Annotated in this window: 21 protein-coding genes and 2 tRNA genes; 10 read left to right on the top strand and 13 right to left on the bottom strand. The window is 41.6% G+C overall.

From position 1 onward, the window contains the following. Positions 1-2: 2 nt before the first annotated feature. From F597_RS0108320 to F597_RS0108285, 8 genes are all read right to left on the bottom strand, one after another. Positions 3-620 (bottom strand): porin family protein, encoded by a 618-nt coding sequence (locus F597_RS0108320; RefSeq protein WP_019539272.1) that lies wholly within the window; start codon positions 618-620, stop codon positions 3-5. Positions 621-798: 178 nt separating this feature from the next. Further along, entirely contained in the window at positions 799-2,025 is a 1,227-nt protein-coding gene (locus F597_RS0108315) for a M16 family metallopeptidase (protein WP_019539271.1), read from the bottom strand. A gap of 11 nt (positions 2,026-2,036) precedes the next feature. After that, positions 2,037-2,993 carry an NAD(P)-dependent oxidoreductase gene (locus F597_RS0108310; protein WP_026327271.1) on the bottom strand — a complete coding sequence of 319 codons (957 nt, stop codon included), beginning with the start codon at positions 2,991-2,993 and terminating at the stop codon, positions 2,037-2,039. 191 nt (positions 2,994-3,184) lie between these two features. Further along, a tRNA-Asn gene (locus F597_RS0108305) sits at positions 3,185-3,258 on the bottom strand. 30 nt (positions 3,259-3,288) lie between these two features. After that, positions 3,289-3,362 (bottom strand) — tRNA-Asn (locus tag F597_RS0108300). A 111-nt stretch (positions 3,363-3,473) separates the two neighbouring features. Continuing rightward, positions 3,474-4,190 (bottom strand): hypothetical protein, encoded by a 717-nt coding sequence (locus tag F597_RS21590; protein WP_019539269.1) that lies wholly within the window; start codon positions 4,188-4,190, stop codon positions 3,474-3,476. 308 nt (positions 4,191-4,498) lie between these two features. Then, positions 4,499-5,401: a tRNA (adenosine(37)-N6)-dimethylallyltransferase MiaA gene (gene miaA, locus F597_RS0108290; RefSeq protein ID WP_019539268.1), complete on the bottom strand. Its 903-nt coding sequence runs from the start codon at positions 5,399-5,401 to the stop codon at positions 4,499-4,501. A gap of 59 nt (positions 5,402-5,460) precedes the next feature. Next, positions 5,461-6,018 carry an IS1096 element passenger TnpR family protein gene (locus F597_RS0108285; protein ID WP_019539267.1) on the bottom strand — a complete coding sequence of 186 codons (558 nt, stop codon included), beginning with the start codon at positions 6,016-6,018 and terminating at the stop codon, positions 5,461-5,463. A gap of 349 nt (positions 6,019-6,367) precedes the next feature. On the opposite strand from F597_RS0108285, the gene F597_RS0108280 reads away from it, so the two are divergent. The 8 genes from F597_RS0108280 to F597_RS0108245 all read left to right on the top strand — a co-directional run bounded on the left by F597_RS0108280 (position 6,368) and on the right by F597_RS0108245 (position 14,480). Further along, complete coding sequence (locus F597_RS0108280) at positions 6,368-6,685, top strand: SH3 domain-containing protein (protein ID WP_019539266.1); 318 nt, start codon at positions 6,368-6,370, stop codon at positions 6,683-6,685. A gap of 46 nt (positions 6,686-6,731) precedes the next feature. Beyond that, positions 6,732-8,186, top strand: coding sequence for an RNA polymerase factor sigma-54 (gene rpoN / locus F597_RS0108275; protein ID WP_026327270.1), 1,455 nt, complete (start codon positions 6,732-6,734; stop codon positions 8,184-8,186). Positions 8,187-8,213: 27 nt separating this feature from the next. Next, positions 8,214-8,828: a hypothetical protein gene (locus F597_RS0108270; protein WP_019539264.1), complete on the top strand. Its 615-nt coding sequence runs from the start codon at positions 8,214-8,216 to the stop codon at positions 8,826-8,828. A 78-nt stretch (positions 8,829-8,906) separates the two neighbouring features. After that, complete coding sequence (gcvH, locus tag F597_RS0108265) at positions 8,907-9,287, top strand: glycine cleavage system protein GcvH (protein WP_019539263.1); 381 nt, start codon at positions 8,907-8,909, stop codon at positions 9,285-9,287. A gap of 104 nt (positions 9,288-9,391) precedes the next feature. Then, complete coding sequence (purE, locus tag F597_RS0108260; protein WP_019539262.1) at positions 9,392-9,898, top strand: 5-(carboxyamino)imidazole ribonucleotide mutase; 507 nt, start codon at positions 9,392-9,394, stop codon at positions 9,896-9,898. 122 nt (positions 9,899-10,020) lie between these two features. Then, positions 10,021-12,087: a dipeptidyl-peptidase 3 family protein gene (locus tag F597_RS0108255; RefSeq protein WP_026327269.1), complete on the top strand. Its 2,067-nt coding sequence runs from the start codon at positions 10,021-10,023 to the stop codon at positions 12,085-12,087. A 333-nt stretch (positions 12,088-12,420) separates the two neighbouring features. Further along, on the top strand, positions 12,421-12,762 hold the full coding sequence (locus tag F597_RS0108250; RefSeq protein ID WP_019539260.1) for a DUF6686 family protein: 342 nt from the start codon (positions 12,421-12,423) through the stop codon (positions 12,760-12,762). Positions 12,763-13,190: 428 nt separating this feature from the next. Further along, entirely contained in the window at positions 13,191-14,480 is a 1,290-nt protein-coding gene (locus F597_RS0108245) for a bifunctional folylpolyglutamate synthase/dihydrofolate synthase (protein ID WP_019539259.1), read from the top strand. Between the two features lie 4 nt (positions 14,481-14,484). On the opposite strand, the gene F597_RS0108240 is transcribed toward F597_RS0108245, so the two are convergent. The 5 genes from F597_RS0108240 to F597_RS20405 all read right to left on the bottom strand — a co-directional run bounded on the left by F597_RS0108240 (position 14,485) and on the right by F597_RS20405 (position 16,955). After that, complete coding sequence (locus tag F597_RS0108240; protein ID WP_019539258.1) at positions 14,485-14,745, bottom strand: type II toxin-antitoxin system RelE family toxin; 261 nt, start codon at positions 14,743-14,745, stop codon at positions 14,485-14,487. Next, positions 14,730-14,939, bottom strand: a complete 210-nt coding sequence (locus tag F597_RS0108235) for a hypothetical protein (RefSeq protein WP_019539257.1) — start codon at positions 14,937-14,939, stop codon at positions 14,730-14,732. Before F597_RS0108235 ends, F597_RS0108240 begins: the two co-directional genes overlap by 16 nt. A 139-nt stretch (positions 14,940-15,078) precedes the next feature. Then, entirely contained in the window at positions 15,079-15,672 is a 594-nt protein-coding gene (locus F597_RS0108225; RefSeq protein ID WP_019539255.1) for a hypothetical protein, read from the bottom strand. A gap of 24 nt (positions 15,673-15,696) precedes the next feature. Further along, positions 15,697-16,146, bottom strand: coding sequence for a hypothetical protein (locus tag F597_RS0108220; protein ID WP_019539254.1), 450 nt, complete (start codon positions 16,144-16,146; stop codon positions 15,697-15,699). Between the two features lie 218 nt (positions 16,147-16,364). Further along, positions 16,365-16,955: a DUF937 domain-containing protein gene (locus tag F597_RS20405; protein ID WP_044060124.1), complete on the bottom strand. Its 591-nt coding sequence runs from the start codon at positions 16,953-16,955 to the stop codon at positions 16,365-16,367. Positions 16,956-17,267: 312 nt separating this feature from the next. Here F597_RS20405 and F597_RS0108210 point away from each other — a divergent pair, with 312 nt between their 5' ends. Both F597_RS0108210 and F597_RS0108205 read left to right on the top strand, forming a co-directional pair. After that, positions 17,268-18,062, top strand: coding sequence for a thymidylate synthase (locus F597_RS0108210; protein WP_019539252.1), 795 nt, complete (start codon positions 17,268-17,270; stop codon positions 18,060-18,062). Continuing rightward, positions 18,059-18,574, top strand: a complete 516-nt coding sequence (locus F597_RS0108205; protein ID WP_019539251.1) for a dihydrofolate reductase — start codon at positions 18,059-18,061, stop codon at positions 18,572-18,574. The genes F597_RS0108210 and F597_RS0108205 overlap by 4 nt, the downstream gene beginning before the upstream one ends.

The following is an 18,574-nucleotide window of genomic DNA, read 5'->3' as shown; positions in this document are numbered from 1 at the left end:
GGTTAGAATTTATAACCCACAGAAAGGTAAGCGTTCTGGTTTTTGATATTTCCGTCGGAGACATTGGAAATATTCACTAATCCCATATCCCAGCCCAGATCTATCAGAATAGGACCAAATTCGGCACCTACCCCAAGACCTAAACCGGCATCGAACGGTTTATACTGCCTGTTGCCATCACCGAATATCTTATCAACATCCCATTCCCCGGAGATATTACCAACCGAAGCCTTTCTGCTGCCACCCACTCCGTATGCTGCATAAGGGCCTGCATGGAACACGATTCGCGTTCCAGGTGAAACATCTAATTTATACGCATAGTGAACCGGCAGTTGCAGATACATCAGGTTTTCAGTGTATTTGGCATCCAGGTCAGTATTTTCTGTTTTGAATCCTTTGGTTGTGAAGAACAATCCCGTTTGGATAGCGCTGTTGTACATGAATTCATAGTCAGCCGCCAAACCTATGTGGAATCCAACCTTTGCATTTCTGTCGTCCAATTCGTCACCATAGAAGTTCGACATGTTCACACCACCTTTTACTCCAAGGTTTACCTGGGCACTTGCTGCCGTTACCATGATAAGCATCGCTGCGATCAGCGAAAATTTCATTTTTCTCATAATTTCGTTCTTTTAGTTAAAAATTTAGTTTGTTTGAAGAGTATGTCTTCATTTTTGTTCTGACTATTTCTTCCGGAAATAGTTTAAAAACTATATATACAACACCCGGCTGCCAAATATTGTTTTATCGGATATATTGTATCAAACGATAAAACTCTAGAAATACGTATCCGGCAGATCATACATAACTCAACTGAAAAGGAGATGTTGAGAATATTTCGTTGGCTACTTTTTTGATTTCCTGTTGTGTGATCCCGTCGATCCGGGAATAGACCTCGTTCAACGGGGTGTAGCGGTTAAAATGCAGAAAAGCTTTTCCCATTCCCAACGTATTGTTTTCATGATTTTCCGCAGCAATACCCATCTGCCCCTTCCACTGCCGTTTGGTCCGCATTAATTGTGTAGGAGTTAATTCAGTCTGCATGATTTTCTCAATTTCTTTGTTGATAAGTCTCAGGCATCTTTCCCTGAATTTCGGATCAGAAGCAAAGTAGATGGTGAACAGGCCGGTATCGGAGTACAATGTCAGATTTGATTCCACATGATAGACCAATCCGTGTTTTTCCCTGAGTGAAACATTGAGCCGGCTGTTGAGGCTTCCTCCACCCAGTATATGATTGATCATATACAATACATATTTATCCGGATGATACATATTGAATGTACGCCATCCCATCACGACATGCGACTGGGATGTATCTTTTTGCATCTCCGTCTTTTCGGGAACCAGAATAGCCGGGGATATACGCTGCTTAAGGGGTAATGCTTTATTCGACGGATTTGATGCAGACGAAAAATACTTTTCGGCCATCCGTACGACTTTTGAAAAAGAGGTTTTCCCGAAAGAAAAAAAGACCATATTATCCGGACGATACTGTCTCTCAACGAAACGCTTCATGTTCCCGCTATTGAATGATTGCAGTGTTTCAGGATCACCCAGTATATAGTGCCCCAAATCGTGGCCGTCAAACACCAGATTCTCAAAATCATCATATATCTGCTCCGAAGGAGAGTCTTCATATGAAAGAATTTCATCGATGATCACTTCCCGTTCCCTCTCGATCTGCCGGTCGGAAAACCGGGAGTGAAAAACAATATCATTCAACAGTTCCATGGTACGGGATAAATATTCTTCCGGAAATGCGGCGTACACAAACGTCTCTTCCTTGGAAGTGTAAGCATTAAGCTCTCCTCCTATATTCTCCATCCGGTCGACAACATGATGGGCTCTACGCTTCTCCGTACCTTTGAAAAGCATGTGTTCCACAAAATGAGCCATACCCTGCTCAGCAGGAAATTCATCACGGGTTCCACTGTTCACAGCAATCCCGCAATAGGATATGTCGGATGGAAAAGAACGGTGAATGATGCGTAGACCATTCGATAAAGTATGTGTATGTGTCATTACAAAAAAAATCAATTCACCCGTGATACGGAATAGGTACCTTCATAAAATCCCACAATGTTCTGTGTCATCTCGATCGACATATTGATACGATCCTCTATTGTTTTGGTTGCAGCGTGGGGAGCAAGCACCACATTATCGAGTTCCAGCAATTCCGGTAATATATGCGGCTCATTCTCGTACACATCCAATCCGGCTGCCCAGATTGTATTTTCTTTCAGCGCTTTTGCCAGTGCTTTTTCATCCACCATGCTGCCACGGGCCGTATTGATGAATACGGCGGTGGATTTCATCATCTTCAGTTGCTCTTCACCTATCATATGGTGCGTTTGAGGTGTATATGGCGCATTCAACGAGATATAATCGGCCGTTTTCAATAGCTCCTCAAATGCCACATACCGGGCGTTATATTGTTGTTCGATAGCTTCATCCAACCGATTCCTGTTATGATAAATGATTTCCATACCCGATGCCACGGCACGTCGTGCCAATGATTGCCCGATGCGTCCCATGCCGATAATACCCAATGTTTTTCCATATACCCGCATGCCGCTCTCTGCATAAATACCCCAGCTTACTCCTTCGGGTGTACGCAATTTACGATCATAATAACCTATACGACGGCCGGCTGCCAGCAGAAGCGCAAAAGCGAACTCAGCCGTAGGCTCACGTGTACTGTTGGGTATGTTTGTGACCACAATTCCTTTTTTTGCAGCATAATCAACGTCGATATTGTTGAATCCCACACCGTAATTAGAGATCAACTCTAATTTTTTTGCTCTATCCATGATCTCCTTATCAGTATAAAAACTGAAGTTGGGAACAAGCACCTCGTAGTCAGGGATCATTTCCAGTACCTCTTCTTTGGTAAAATAGGATTTATCCACAGGAAACGTAATATCATATTTTCCTTCCAGAGCCTTCAACCCTTCAGGCTTTAGCCGATATGCAATCAATACTTTTTTCATAAGAATTACGGATTAAGAGACAATAAACTACCAATTACAAATTACCAAGTATCAACTGTCAATTATCAATTGTCAACTGTCAATTGTCAACTGTCAATTATCAACTGTCAATTATCAACTGTCAATTATCAACTGTCAATTATCAATCAAATAAGTATAACAAAAAAACGAGCCTTTCGACCCGTTTTCCGCTCTTCCTCTTGGACTTGAACCAAGGACCCTCTGATTAACAGTCAGATGCTCTAACCAACTGAGCTAAGGAAGAATATTTCACTTTTTAAATTTAACCTTTCTGCTCTTCCTCTTGGACTTGAACCAAGGACCCTCTGATTAACAGTCAGATGCTCTAACCAACTGAGCTAAGGAAGAATGTTCTCTCTGCCGAAAAGCGATGCAAAAGTAGTATAATTTTCCGAATAAACCAATAACTCCCGGAAAAAAATTAAGTGCAGGCTTTTGTGACGAAAGAACCACTGATTGTCATCTTAATCTGTATGCAACACCAAACGTAATGTTGACTGATTGATAATCAGAAATACCCATATAATCAAGATTTGTCAGCAATGATATTTTATTACTCGTATTAATTCTCAACCCCACACCAAAATCGTATCCGAAATAAGCTTCAGACGATTCAGTTTCTGACCCGTAAGAGGCAGTGAAAACACCAAAACCGAGTAAACCCTTAGCCTCGAAATTAACTTTCGGGCTAATTGGAGTAGAAGCCAACACTCCAAACATCAATCCTCCTATACCATAAGAAACATCATCTACGACATGCCCACTGCCAAACCATTTTCCGGCAATACCTACATTGGGATGGAACAAATATCCAAAATCGACCAACGACAAAGTGGCACCAGCTCCTAAATCACTCACGTCACCCACAGGGATAGCAGCTCCTAAGGACAATCCAATAAAACCTCTTCTGGAGCCAGTGTCATTCAAACCCGCTACTCTTCTATTGCGGGATGAAACAGGCTCTCTGACAATTTTTTCTATTTCATCTGTTTGGTAGACGAAAACACTGCCATCAGAAGTTTGTAGTTTAATTTGCTCATTAGGGACCTGTTCAATAATAATACCTCTTAAGATACTTCCATTTTTAAGGTATACAACATCTACAAGGTTGTTTTGCTGAGAAAAAGCAATCAGTGAAACAAATAGAGCTAAGAATAACAAGTTAAATTTTCTCATAATTCAATTATTGCCACCCCCCCGTTCCTAAAGTTTAGGTGAAGTTTAAAATAAAAGCGTTAGAACGGTTGAATACCCCCTTAGTGTCAGATAATATGTCTCCCCTTAAAGAAAAACAACACCCATTTTTGCATCATGTATATTCTTTATAATTGCAGTTGTTTTTCCTATACATTAGTTTACTCATTCATCGACTACAAGGTCAATACTCAAACGCTTTTTGATTTACATATAGATATATTTCTTAGTACTTAATGGCAAAGGTATCTATTTTTCACATATAAAAGTATTTTTTCGATTAATTTCAACTAAGAAACAGATAGCATTATTCTTTTCATTACATCTTCATCCCCATCGGAAAGGTTAATCCAGATCGTTTCTTTGTCCTTCTTAAACCAGGTAAGCTGCTTACGGGCATAATTACGGGAATGCTGCTTTATTTTTTCTATTGCGAACTCAAGGCTACATGTCCCATCGAAATAATCGAAAAGTTCTTTATATCCCACTGTATTGAGTGAATTCAGATGACGCTGCGGATAGAAAGCTCTCGCCTCCTCTATCAACCCTTCTACGATCATTTGATCCACCCGTCGGTTGACACGGTCATATAATTCTTCACGATCACGGGTAAAACCAATTTTTACAATCCGGAACGGACGTTCTTTCTTAGGATTAGTGCGAAGCGATGAGTAAGGTTTTCCGGCCATCAGGCAGACCTCTAAAGCATGGATCACTCGCTTGGGATTTTTTAAATCTACCTCATTATAAAAAACGGGATCAAGAATTTTCAATTGTTGCCGTATTGGATCGAGTCCCTCTTTCCGGTAAATATCCTGTAGCTCCCTGCGCAGCGTTTCATCAATGGTAGGAATATCGTCAATTCCTTTACAGACGGCATCAATATACATCATGGAACCCCCTGTCATTACTACGACCGGATATTGTTCATGCAATTCCCGGAGTAGTAAAAGCGCATCCCGCTCGTATTCACTGGCACTGTAGTAATCTTCCGGGGAAAGTATGCCCACAAAGTAGTGTGGCACACGCTGCAATTGCTGTTCTGTAGGCGCTGCCGTACCGATGATCATTCCTTGGTAGATCTGACGCGAATCAGCCGATAAAACAGGAGATCCTAAAGCTTCAGCTATTTGTAGGCTCCATTCAGTTTTCCCTACGCCTGTGGGGCCAAGCAGCACGAGGAGGGTATTCATTGTTTCGGTAGAGTTAATAACGGCGAAGCCGAATAACAATAATAGTGTTATCGACTGTATTAATATAAATCGTTAGTGTCCGGTTCTGCCGGGGTGTCGTCTAACCCATCAAACCCTTCTCTATCCAATTCGTCCAATTCAAAACTTTCGTCGCCATAAAAAGTTTCCCCCATGTCCAATGAAACTGTATCTGATTTCATAACCTCAATATCTGCGATTTGTTTAGGCGCTTCTCCTACCGAAAGTGTGCATACAGGCGATTTCAGGTTTTTACCGGGAATAAGCTCTGATAATTCTATAAACAATGCGCGTTCGTTAAAGTAATCGAACACAAACATCAGTTTTTGCTTTTCATCTTCCAGATAATCACTCAAAATGCATTCTTCCATAATATAAGAATCCTCATCGGAATAGGTATCCATCTCCACCAGAGTAATCTCCTGCTTCTTACGCCATTTATTGTCACAAAGGAAGAACGACGCCATTTCCTTATTACTGAATCCAGTACAATCTATAATAGCATTGTAAAAATCCAGGAACGTGGCATCCGCATCTATTTTAATTTCTCTCTTGAAGTTATCCACTTCATCAGACAGGATTAGAAACTTGAATATCATTGTGATCTCCGTTTATGCTGATTATTTTTCTATAATTAAACATTTCAAAGGTAATAAAAAGTTTTAATTTTTCACATTTAAGTAATTATTTAATGCATCCAATATACTACAGCACATGGATGAACCTAATGTAAAAGCAATTGTTTTATAAGTATGATATAATTTAGTCATTTGTTCGTTATGACAAAGTTCAACTGACGACAAACCGAACGTTTTCGTTAAGCTAAATGAGCAGAGGACAAGCAAGCTTGTCCTCTGCCATAACGAGAAAACGACTAAATTTATTGAAACCAAAGCAAACTTGTTTGAGCTTTGGTGAGGTGCGAAAATAAAAAATAAAAAAAATCGTATGAAACCGAAATATATGCCCATCGATTCCGGCTATTTTGAACTTTTTGAGCAGGAGATGGAAAAAAATGATGTAAGAGTGATCTATTTTGCTTTTGCCAATGAACCTGAACTGGAAGAGTCACGCGGAAAGATCATCAAGGTAGATGATAAAGGTCAGGAGGGTCATTTTCTTCTCTTTGAGAACGGCGATCAGGTACGTCTCGACAGAATTATCGTAATTAACGGAATACCGGGACCCGCCTATGATGAATACGACTCATACGCCCTTGCCCCTCTCACTTGCCAGGCAGGTTATGACGATTGTTTTATGGAATAGAAATCATTATCTTTGCCTCCAACATTAGACTATTTCAATTGCGTTTATGGCTCTGAAACAACAACAGGAACTAAAACAAACACAACGTCTTTCACCTCTGCAAATGCAGGTAATAAAACTGGTAGAATTAAACTCGGTAGAGGTGGAAGACCGCATCAAACAGGAGATAGAAGATAATCCCGCTCTGGAAGTCTCAGATTCCGGCCCTGCCGGCGAGGAAGAAGAGAACAATAATGAAGCAACGGAGGATATTTTATCCCAAGAAGAGATCATACTTGGTGATTATGCCTCGGAAGATGATATACCGGACTATCGACTGAACGGAAGCGACCGGAAGAATGAGACCAACATTGTCGAGATCAGTTATTACGACGACAAATCGTTGGGTGATTCGTTGCAGGAACAGATCGGATTATTGCAACTGGACGATCACAGGCAGCTGATCGCACAATATATTATTGGCAATCTCGATGAGAATGGTTATCTGCAACGCGACCTGCAATCGATCTCAGACGACCTGTTGTTTCAGCAACAGATAGAGGTATCTCCTCTGCAAATGGAAGATGTGCTGTATGAAATTCAGGATCTGGAACCGGCTGGTGTGGGAGCCCGGAATCTGCGGGAATGCCTTCTGCTTCAACTGGATCGGTATGAACCCACTCCGGCAGTAGAACATGCCAAAGAGATCCTCTCCAATTACTTCGAAGAGTTTTCCCGAAAGCATTACGATAAGATCATCCGACAGATGAATATCACGCAGGACGAACTGCGCGAAGCCATCCGTGAAATCACCTCTCTGAACCCTAAACCGGGCAACGCGCTGGGCGGTACAATGCAGACCGCAATGAATAATATCACTCCCGATTTTATCGTGGACTCTTACAATGGAGAGGTCTCTATCCAACTCAATAACAGTAATGTTCCCAGCCTACAGGTGAACCGATCTTTCTCGGAAATGCTCAAGGGATACAACGAAAACAAGGAGAGCATGTCGAACGACGACAAACAAGCTATCCTTTTTATGAAACAGAAAGTAGACTCAGCCAAATGGTTTATCGATGCGGTGAAACAGCGCCAGAACACCCTGCAGCGTACCATGGAGGCGATCGTAAGCCTACAATACGATTTTTTTCTTACGGAAGATGAAACCCAACTCAAACCCATGATCCTGAAAGATGTGGCTGAAAGAACAGGATTCGATATTTCAACCGTTTCCCGCGTAAGCAATAGTAAGTATGTGCAGACCAATACCGGTATTTATCCTCTTAAATTTTTCTTCTCGGAAGCGATGCAGACTAATAGCGGAGAAGATATCTCTTCAAGAGAGGTTAAATTGATCCTCAAAGAAAGTATCGACAATGAAAATCCTGTCAAACCGCTCACAGACGATCAACTCACGAAAATACTCAATGAAAAAGGGTATGTGATTGCGCGCCGTACTGTGGCCAAATATCGTGAACAATTGAATATTCCTGTAGCACGATTGAGAAAAAAGATATAACTTTGCCGATTCAAAACTGGTTACAGGATGAAGTCTATCGCACACCTAATCTCCACAATCTTTCAACCCCTGCTGATGCCCACCTATGGAGTAATGCTCCTGTTTGTATATACTTACTTCGGGGTAACTTACCTGCAGCAGTTCTGGTTGATAATTACGCCGGTAATCCTATTTTCATTTGTGATCCCGGCTATTCTTATTTTCATGCTCTATAAGATAGGAGTTATTTCCGACCTGTCGCTGAAAGTACGCCGTGAGCGTATTTATCCCTATATGATCACCTTGCTCTCCTATTCTGTAATGATCTTTTTCTATTACAGGATGCGTATGCCGCTATGGTTTTTGATGATCATGGTCTCCTCAGTCGCAATCATGCTTGTTGCTATCCTCATCACTCTGAAATGGAAGATCAGCGCACATATGTTCGGCATCGGCGGACTCATTGGGGGTGCCATGTCTGTAAGCTATTTTGTAGAGCATTCCAATCCTTATTTTATGTTTATGGGATTGTTTATTATCGCAGGCCTGGTGGGTACGTCAAGGCTTATCCTAAAACGTCATACCCTTGCCCAGGTGATTGCAGGATTTTTATTGGGCTTTTTGTTCTCCTTCGTTTGTGTATGGATAGGAGCTCAATCATGAATAGAATCGTTGTTTTTTGACATAAAAGAATTAAATAGTATATTTACCGCATAAATATTTTTTAAAATTATAATCATTATGAATTTTCCTGAAAATGTAAAGTACTCTTCCGATCATGAATGGGTAAGAGTAGAAGGCAACGAAGCGTACGTTGGAATTACCGATTTTGCACAAGGTGAATTGGGTGAAATTGTCTATGTCGATGTAACGACAGAAGGTGAAACCCTGGGTCTGGGAGAAGTTTTCGGAAGTATTGAAGCCGTGAAGACCGTATCCGACCTGATGATGCCCATCGGAGGGGAAGTCCTGGAAGTGAATACCAAACTGGAAGACGCTCCGGAGTTAGTGAACAGTGACCCGTTCGGTGACGGATGGATCATCAAAATAGCAGTCGATAATGCCGATGAACTGTCGGATTTGATGTCAGCGGCCGAATACAAGGAGTTTATCGGAAAGTAAAAATTGATGTGATAATTTGATGATTTAAAGATTTAATGATGATTCAATTCTTTCATTAACACGCCAGTAAATCAACAAATTAGTAAATTAGCAAATCATTCTCTATGAATCCATTAGTAAGTATTATTATGGGCAGTACTTCCGATCTGCCTATAATGGAAAATGCAGCCCAGTTTCTCAATGAAATGGAAATCCCGTTCGAAATGAATGCCCTTTCTGCACATCGGACTCCCGAAGAGGTGGAAAAGTTTGCAAAGAGTGCTAAGGACAGAGGTATTAAAGTAATTATTGCGGCAGCCGGTATGGCAGCACATCTTCCGGGGGTGATTGCCTCTATGACTACTCTCCCCGTAATTGGCGTACCAATCAAATCGTCTCTGGACGGAATGGATGCACTGCTCGCCATCGTACAAATGCCCCCCGGCATTCCGGTAGCGACCGTAGGAATTAATGGTGCGTTGAATGCAGCTATCCTGGCATTACAGATGATCGCTACAGGCGATGAGTCGGCACAGAAGAAACTGTCGGACTACAAAATAAGCCTGAAAAATAAGATCACCAAGGCAAACCAGGAATTGGCATCCGTTTCTTACAAATTCAAAACCAACTGATTGATAATTGATAATTGACAGTTGATAATGGATAACAATTGGTATTTTGTAATTCATAATTCATAATTCATAATTAGTAATTCGTCTTGGTTCTTGACACTTGTATCTAATTTATAATCAATATGAAAAAAGTAATTCTTATGTTAACTGCCCTATCTCTGCTGGCAGCCTGTAACAACAGTAACCAGGCAGATAAGCAAGTACCGGCTGACGACGGTATCGACTACGCTACATTCGAATACAAGGTGGACCGGTTTGCAGATATCGAAATACTCCGCTATCCGGTCCCGGGCTTCAACAGCTTGTCGCTACAACAAAAAGAGCTGATCTATTATTTATCGCAGGCCGCACTCGAAGGACGCGATATCCTCTGGGATCAACACAACCGTTACAACCTGACTATCCGGCGAGTTTGTGAAGGAGTTTACGAGAACTATATGGGCGACAAATCGTCCGAGAACTGGAAACATTTCGAGACCTACCTGAAACGGATATGGATGGCTAACGGCATCCATCATCACTATTCCGAAGACAAGATCATACCTGAATTCCCGCAGGACTACTTCGTCTCTATCGTAAAAGGGGTGGATCCGGGGCGTATGCCTTTCCGTGACGGGATGGCTGCCGATGAGACACTCAATGAAATCCTCCCGGTGATGTTCGATCCGAATGTCATGCCTAAACGGATGAACCAAACGCCGGGTGCCGATATCGTGGCAACTTCAGCAGTGAACTTCTACGAAGGTGTGACACAAAAAGAGGTAGAAGATTTTTATAATGCAATGAAGGATCCTAACGACAATACACCGGTGTCTTACGGTCTTAACAGTAAAGTAGCAAAAGAAAATGACGTTGTCACCGAACAGGTATGGAAACTGGGCGGTATGTACGATAAAGCCATTGAACGCATTATCGGATGGCTGGAAAAGGCGGCTGCCGTCGCCGAGAACGATCAGCAGAAAGAGGTGATCAACACGCTGATCTCCTATTACCAAACGGGGGATCTGAAAACGTTCGACGACTATTCGGTGAAATGGGTGACTGACACCGATTCCCGCGTAGATTTTATCAACGGTTTTATCGAAACCTACACTGATCCGCTCGGTATGAAAGCGACCTGGGAGTCTATGGTGAACTTCAAGAGCGAAGAAGCATCCGAACGTACCCGGATCATCAGCGAAAACGCCCAGTGGTTCGAAGATAATTCTCCTGTCGACGACCGTTTCAAGAAAGAAGAAGTGAAAGGGGTATCGGCCAAGGTGATTACAGCCGCCATGCTTGGTGGCGACTGCTATCCGGCTACTCCAATCGGCATCAACCTGCCTAACTCTAACTGGATCCGACGCGACCATGGCTCCAAATCGGTGACTATTGATAATATCACCTTTGCCTATGACAAAGCGGCAGAAGGGAATGGCTTCAAAGAAGAGTTCATGTGGAGCGATACCGAACGGGAACGTGCCAAAAAATATGGCACCCTGACCGATAACCTGCATACCGACCTGCACGAATGCCTCGGACATGGATCGGGAAAATTACTTCCGGGTGTGGACGGTGACGCACTCAGAGCCTATGGTTCACCGCTGGAAGAAACAAGAGCCGACCTGTTTGCGCTTTATTATCTGGCTGATCCCAAATTAGTGGAACTGGGGCTTTTACCGGACAATGAGGCTTACAAAACAGAGTATTATGGCTACATCATGAATGGTGCCATGACTCAGCTCACCCGTATCCAACCGGGTAAAGATATCGAACAGGCACATATGCGCAACCGGGCATTGATCTCCAACTGGGTGATCGAAAACGGAAAAGCTGACAATGTAGTGGAATTACAGCAACGTGATGACAAAACATACGTGGTGATCAACGATTACGACAAACTGCGCAGCCTCTTTGGAGAGTTACTGGCCGAAGTACAGCGTATCAAGTCGGAAGGCGATTACGAAGCAGGCAAGAACTTAGTGGAAAAATATGGTGTGAAAGTAAATGCGAATCTGCACAAAGAGGTGCTGGCACGCTATGAAGCACTGAATATCGCTCCATACAAGGGATTTGTGAATCCGGTTTATAAACTCGTAACCGATGACAAAGGTAAGGTAACGGATGTAACCGTTTCGTACGACGAAAACTATGTAAACCAGCAGTTGCGTTATTCAAGACAATATTCGGTATTGCCACTGAAGAACTGACGCTGTAGTCAGTAAACATTCAATAAATCTGTTTATTACAGGTATTTCCTTTTCAGGACAATACAAAGCATAAATGTAAATGAGAGGATCGATAACGGAAGGATTTCCGCATTGATCCTCTCATATTTTTTATATAATTTTCATTGTGATAAATATCACATCTTTCGCAATCGTACTCCTGGCAGTATTGTTTATAATTACCTGAAATCATAATAGAGATATCACCTTTTCTAATAAGTTTTCTTTGATTTTCTCATTATATTTAGGGATTGCCCGCTCACCCGTTTATGAATAACTTTGTCATTGAAAGTTTTAGAAAATAGTATAGATCAAATGGCACAGATTATAAACAAAACAAGTTTCGGTTTAGTGTTTAGATGTAGTCAATGTAAAAAAATCCACATTGAGTTTAATAATATCAACCTTAATTTTTCGGAAACTGATTACAAGCGTTTTTCGGATTACATTTATCATTTGGACGGTCAGTATTGGGCAGAACTGAATACTAATTCCCCATATCGCCGAAAGATCCGCATTCCCATCAGTGCGACACCGATCTGCCTGATGCTGACGGTTGAGGAACTCTCGGCGCTACGTAAGTTACTCGAAAACACTTCAGCTTCAGCAGAAGAAGAGCTGATTAGAACTTTTCATACAACAATCCGGTTAAACTAAAGCCAATATATGCTAAAACCATTGGTAACGAACAGATTCCATACACATTTTTCAGTCTGTCTGCAATGCAAGCCTTGTGGCGGAGACTGCTCGTTCCTGGACAATAGTGTTGTTTTTATCCGAAATCAGGAAACACGCCGGGTGAACCGAATGGTGTTCGACACAAGCCTGGCCGCTTGCAACGGAGAATGCGGATATCATTGTGTCACCAATTTTAAACTGATCGAAATATTGAAGAGCACTTCAGTTGTTGTAGAGAATAATATAAGTTCATATTGAAGAATTTATACTGATTGATATCCCTAGATACGAATGATTCGCTGAAGATAACAAGGCATCAATCCAGCTCTCTTTTGTTTCTCTATAATAAATCAATTACTTTTGTACTATTTTCCCATTTCCGTATCAACATGTAGAAAAATTGATGCATGAATTACGACGAAACAATTGATTATCTTTATCGCCAGATGCCCGAATATCAGCGGATCGGCGATAAGGCTTATAAACCCGGGCTCGACAACAGCCTTGCATTAGACAAGATATTCGATCATCCCCACCGACATTATAAAACCATCCATGTGGGGGGTACCAACGGGAAGGGCTCCGTTTCACACCTGTTGGCTGCTATATTACAGGAATCAGGATATAAAGTGGGATTATATACTTCCCCCCATCTGATCGATTTCCGCGAAAGAATCCGTGTCAATGGAGAGATGACCAGTCGTGAGTTCGTGATGGATTTTGTAGAGCACTACAGGGAACAGTTTGAGCCGGTAATGCCCTCGTTCTTCGAGTTAACCATGGAGATGGCTTTCCTCTATTTTGTTCAACAGGAAGTGGATGTAGCTGTGATCGAAGTCGGTCTGGGCGGACGGCTTGACAGCACCAATATCATCTCTCCCGACCTTAGCATTATCACTAACATAGGATTCGATCATATGAAACAGTTAGGCAATACATTGCCCAAGATTGCTGCCGAAAAAGCAGGAATTATAAAGTCATATACACCTGTAGTGATTGGAGAAATGGGCAATACGGAAGTAACACAGGTTTTTATCGATAAGGCACAGTCAGTGAACGCTCCTATTGTCTTCGCAGAACTCTATATGAACAATTTTACGGCAGAAAGAAAAGAGTCCGGATGGTTGTTTCACGCCAACGGGTATCCGGATGTAAAAGGCGGATTAAAGGGACTGGCACAGAACAAAAATGCCAGAACGGTGTTGACGGCTGTGGAGGTACTCCTTGAAACAGGGTATGATATCCCGAAAGAAGCTGTATACAAAGGATTTGCCGACATAATCGCGATCACCGGATTGATGGGCCGCTGGCAGCAGTTACAAACCTCGCCGAAGATCATCTGTGATATCGCGCATAACGCTCACGGGATACGATATGTGGCGGAACAGCTACAATCAGAAAACTTCAATCGTCTCCATATGGTGTTCGGGATAGCAAACGATAAAGATATCGATCCCGTCCTTTCTCTCTTACCACGAGATGCTGTTTATTATTTTACAAAAGCATCGGTAGAGCGTGCCTTGGATGAAAAAATACTGTCACGGCAAGCCGAAGCCCATGGATTAAACGGAGAAAGCTTCAGCAGCGTAAAAGAAGCAATAGAAGCTGCAAAAGAAAACGCCGATAAAAATGATCTCATTTTCATCGGCGGTAGTTCCTTTATCGTAGCGGACGCGTTGCCGCTGTTTAATATTTAGGGAGTTATCGTCTTTTATAACTTTCTTTTCTATGTGCAACCTTTATTACTTCTATACATAAAATATCGTCCTCGATAGAATAAATAATCCGGTAATCTGCTATACGAATTCGATAGTAATTGTTAGATCCAATTAATTTTACACATCCACTTGGGCGTGGATTTTCAGCCAAATCATAAATTGCTTCTGCAATTTTAATTGCATAAACATCCGGAATTTTATCAATCTCTTTTTCCGCCTTTTTATGGATTACAACGGTATACACTTTCCAAAACGTTTATCCATATTTTCCTTAAACTCTTGCAAAGAGATTGTCTCTCCCCCTTGACGGCTATTAGCCTCTTCTATATCCAAAAAATCTTCAAGTAACTCATTATTGCCATGCTTTTTCATGTCAATTTTTACGTAACGAGTCCTTCCTTTCTGGTCTTTTTTTATTTTAATGCCTGAAGAATTCATTATTATAACCTCCTTCTATATTATTGGACTACAAATATATAAAAAAATTTATCAAAAAGAAAACACCGATAAAAATGATCTCATTTTCATCGGCGGTAGTTTCTTTATCGTAGCAGACGCGTTGCCGCTGTTCATATAATTACCAAACTAACACGATTCGGAAGTTGTAATCAGGCAGATATTCCACATATTCATCGCCTCCGAATAGATCTGAAGTCTGAATAAAGAAAGCGACGGTAGGCTGAACTACGCCTTCAGATTTATATTGTATATCGAAACTGATAGTTTCGGTATACGGCGTATCCGCATCATTATAAGTATGCACATAGGGAAGTAATTTTTGCACTTCATTCACACCCTGCTGGCCTATAAAAACATAACCTAAAACAGCTCCTTCTTCGTAAATAAAATCCGTTAACTCTGGTAAATCATATATCGCCTGATAACGACCCGCATCAGGATTCCAGTCCCAATGTTCCTTTAAAACAGTATACGGAAGTATTTCCCACTTCGTAAATTTAGGTTCTAGTTCCTGATTATTCTGCCGCAACGCCTCTTCAATCATCCTCCGAATCTGAGCCTCAGTCAGATAATCATCAGGATAATCATCAGAACAGGAATACCCTCCAAGCAAAACTGCCACAGAAAACAATGATACAGCAACTGTTTTAAATAAATTTTTTCCCATATAGATAGTTTTAATTGGTTTCCATTCGAGCGTAAAAATAATCATTTTTTATCAAAAAAGCATTTGATCTCACCAGATCAATACAAGTCTGAATTGATAGTATGCTTTCGCCGCCGTATCCTGAATACCGTCAGACGGCTGAATATAGAATGTCACTCTGGTGGTCAAAAAGCTATATTCATAGCTTATTGTTTCCGTAAATTCAGTTCCATCGTTCAAAAGAAAACTCCTTGAGTAAGGAAGTTGGGTTTGCACCTCATCCTGATTTTGTACGCCTAAAAAAACATACCCAATCACCGCTCCACTTTCGTAGATGAATTCATCTATATATTTCATCTGTTTAACTACTTCCCACCTTCTCTTGGCAGGATTCCAACTCCATTCCGAAGCATTCACTTCATAATCCTGAATATCCCACGCGGTTTCAGTTATATCGTCATCACTACAGGATGAGGCAAAAAAGCCAATACCTACAAACAGAAGGCCAGCAAACAAGTAGGGAAATAATTTTCTTTTCATAATTCGTTGTGTTGAAGCCATACAGCTTATTTATAAGCTAAGACTTGAAAAAAGTTCTTACGTTTAATTTAAAACAGTAAAAGAGGGAAAAAAGTTTAAACCCATTTCCCCTCTATATTAATACTTGCCTGAAGATCAGAACAAATTATTTAATTCAAGAAGATAAAAGTATTATTTTATACCTCTTAAATATTTGTACTACAATCTTGGGATCAAATTTATCTTCCTCCGAGAAATCCTCCGAGAATATCGTTCAATGGATTGCCGTCGCCATCCTTATCGAGCGCGCCGCCCAGCATATCCATAATTCCACCGCCGGATCTGCTCTGCTGTGAGCTGCCCAAAAGGCCTCCCAGGAGATCGCCTAAACCGCCGGCACCGGTATTGGTCTGCCGTTTCTCTTTACCAAGGTAAGCCATTACAATAGGTGCTAACATGGCCAGCAAAGGAGCTATCTTATTCATACTGACACCTGTTTTCTGAGATATCCCCTGTTCTACAGCGGGAAGGTTGTTCCCGAACACATGCCCCAGGATCCCGTTGCCATCCTGCTGCAATTCCTGTGTACGGCCCTGCAATATGCCGGAAAGGTTATTCAGAAGCGACCCGTCGTGTTTTGACTCGAGCGCTTTGTTCAGGCTTTCCGCCCCGTTGCTGGATTGTACATTTCTGGTAATTCCGGCCAATATCGCCGGTACAGCCATATTGACGACTCCCGACGCCTCTTTTTCATCCATGCCGAATTGACCGGCCACATTTTTCACGATTGATTGCCCCATCGGGCTGTTTAATAATTCTGATAGATCCATTTGCGTGAGTAATTAATAATAGAGTCCAAATATATACTAATTAAACAATTTCTATCCCGGTTGAGTTCTTATAATTAGCATAATGAGGAATAAAACCACACACTGGAATCGCAGTAATTTACAATTACTTTTCAACATTGGATTGCCAGCTGTAAAAAAAAGCGTTATTTTTGTCTATCCACATTATTATGGATGATAAATTTTTAATATAAAAAGAACAAAGGGTGAAATCTTATAAAAAGTATAGTAAGCATATCTTATATCTTGATTCTAAGTTCTTACTTCTAAGTTCTAAGTTCTTTTTTCAACAATATGAAACAATATCTTGATCTATTGCAGCGGGTACTCGACGAAGGTGCCAAAAAAGAAGACCGTACAGGAACCGGTACCATCAGTATCTTCGGGCACCAGAGTCGATATAGGATGAGCGACGGATTTCCGGTACTCACCACAAAAAAACTGCATCTGAAATCGATCATTCACGAACTACTCTGGTTCCTGAACGGGGATACCAATGTGAAATATCTGAATGAAAACGGTGTACGCATCTGGAACGAATGGGCAGATGAAAATGGCGACCTGGGGCATATCTACGGATACCAATGGCGTTCATGGCCCGATTATAATAGCGGACATATCGATCAGATATCGCAGGTAGTCAACACCATTAAGAACAATCCCGATTCGCGCCGTATCATCGTCAGTTCGTGGAACGTGGCCGATATTCCCAATATGAACCTCCCACCCTGCCACGCCTTTTTCCAGTTCTATGTAGCCGATGGCAAACTGAGCCTGCAACTCTATCAACGCAGTGCTGATATCTTTCTGGGAGTGCCTTTCAATATAGCTTCCTATGCGCTACTGCTGAAAATGATGGCGCAGGTTACCGGATTACAGGAAGGAGATTTCATCCACACTTTTGGGGATGCCCATATCTATCTGAACCACCTTGAGCAGGTGAATCTTCAACTGTCGCGTGAACCGCGACCATTACCAAATATGAAGATCAACCCTGATGTCAAGGATATTTTCAGTTTCCGATTCGAAGATTTCGAACTGGTAGATTACGATCCACACCCACACATTAAAGGCACTGTCAGTATATGATGAACCACAATAAACCACATATTGCTATTATCGTCGCACTCGATGAACAAAACGGTATCGGGCGTAATGGCGGACTGCTTTGCTATCTTCCTGCCGACCTGAAACATTTTAAGGAACTTACCACCGGACACAGTATCATCATGGGAAGAAAGACCTATGAATCGTTACCCAAAGGTGCACTTCCCAACCGCACTAATATAGTGATCACCTCCGATAAGGCGGAGAATTACCCTGGCTGTATTGTGGTACGCTCTGTGGATGAAGCGCTGGCCTATTGCAAAAATGAAGATACGGTTTTTATTATCGGCGGAGGAGAACTTTACCGTTCATCATTACATCTGGCCGATAAACTTTATCTTACCCGTATCCATCATACGTTCGACGATGCCGACACCTTTTTTCCGGAAATCGACCCGGATGAATGGGAATTAATTCACACCGAAAAATATAAAACAGACGAAAAGCATAAGTATAATTATTCGTTTCTGACCTATATAAAAAGGAAACAGTAA

It is taken from the genome of Proteiniphilum acetatigenes DSM 18083, assembly GCF_000380985.1.
Taxonomy (GTDB): domain Bacteria; phylum Bacteroidota; class Bacteroidia; order Bacteroidales; family Dysgonomonadaceae; genus Proteiniphilum; species Proteiniphilum acetatigenes.
The sequence above is the reverse complement of the archived record's forward strand: the minus strand, read 5'-3'. Positions and strand labels throughout refer to the sequence as shown.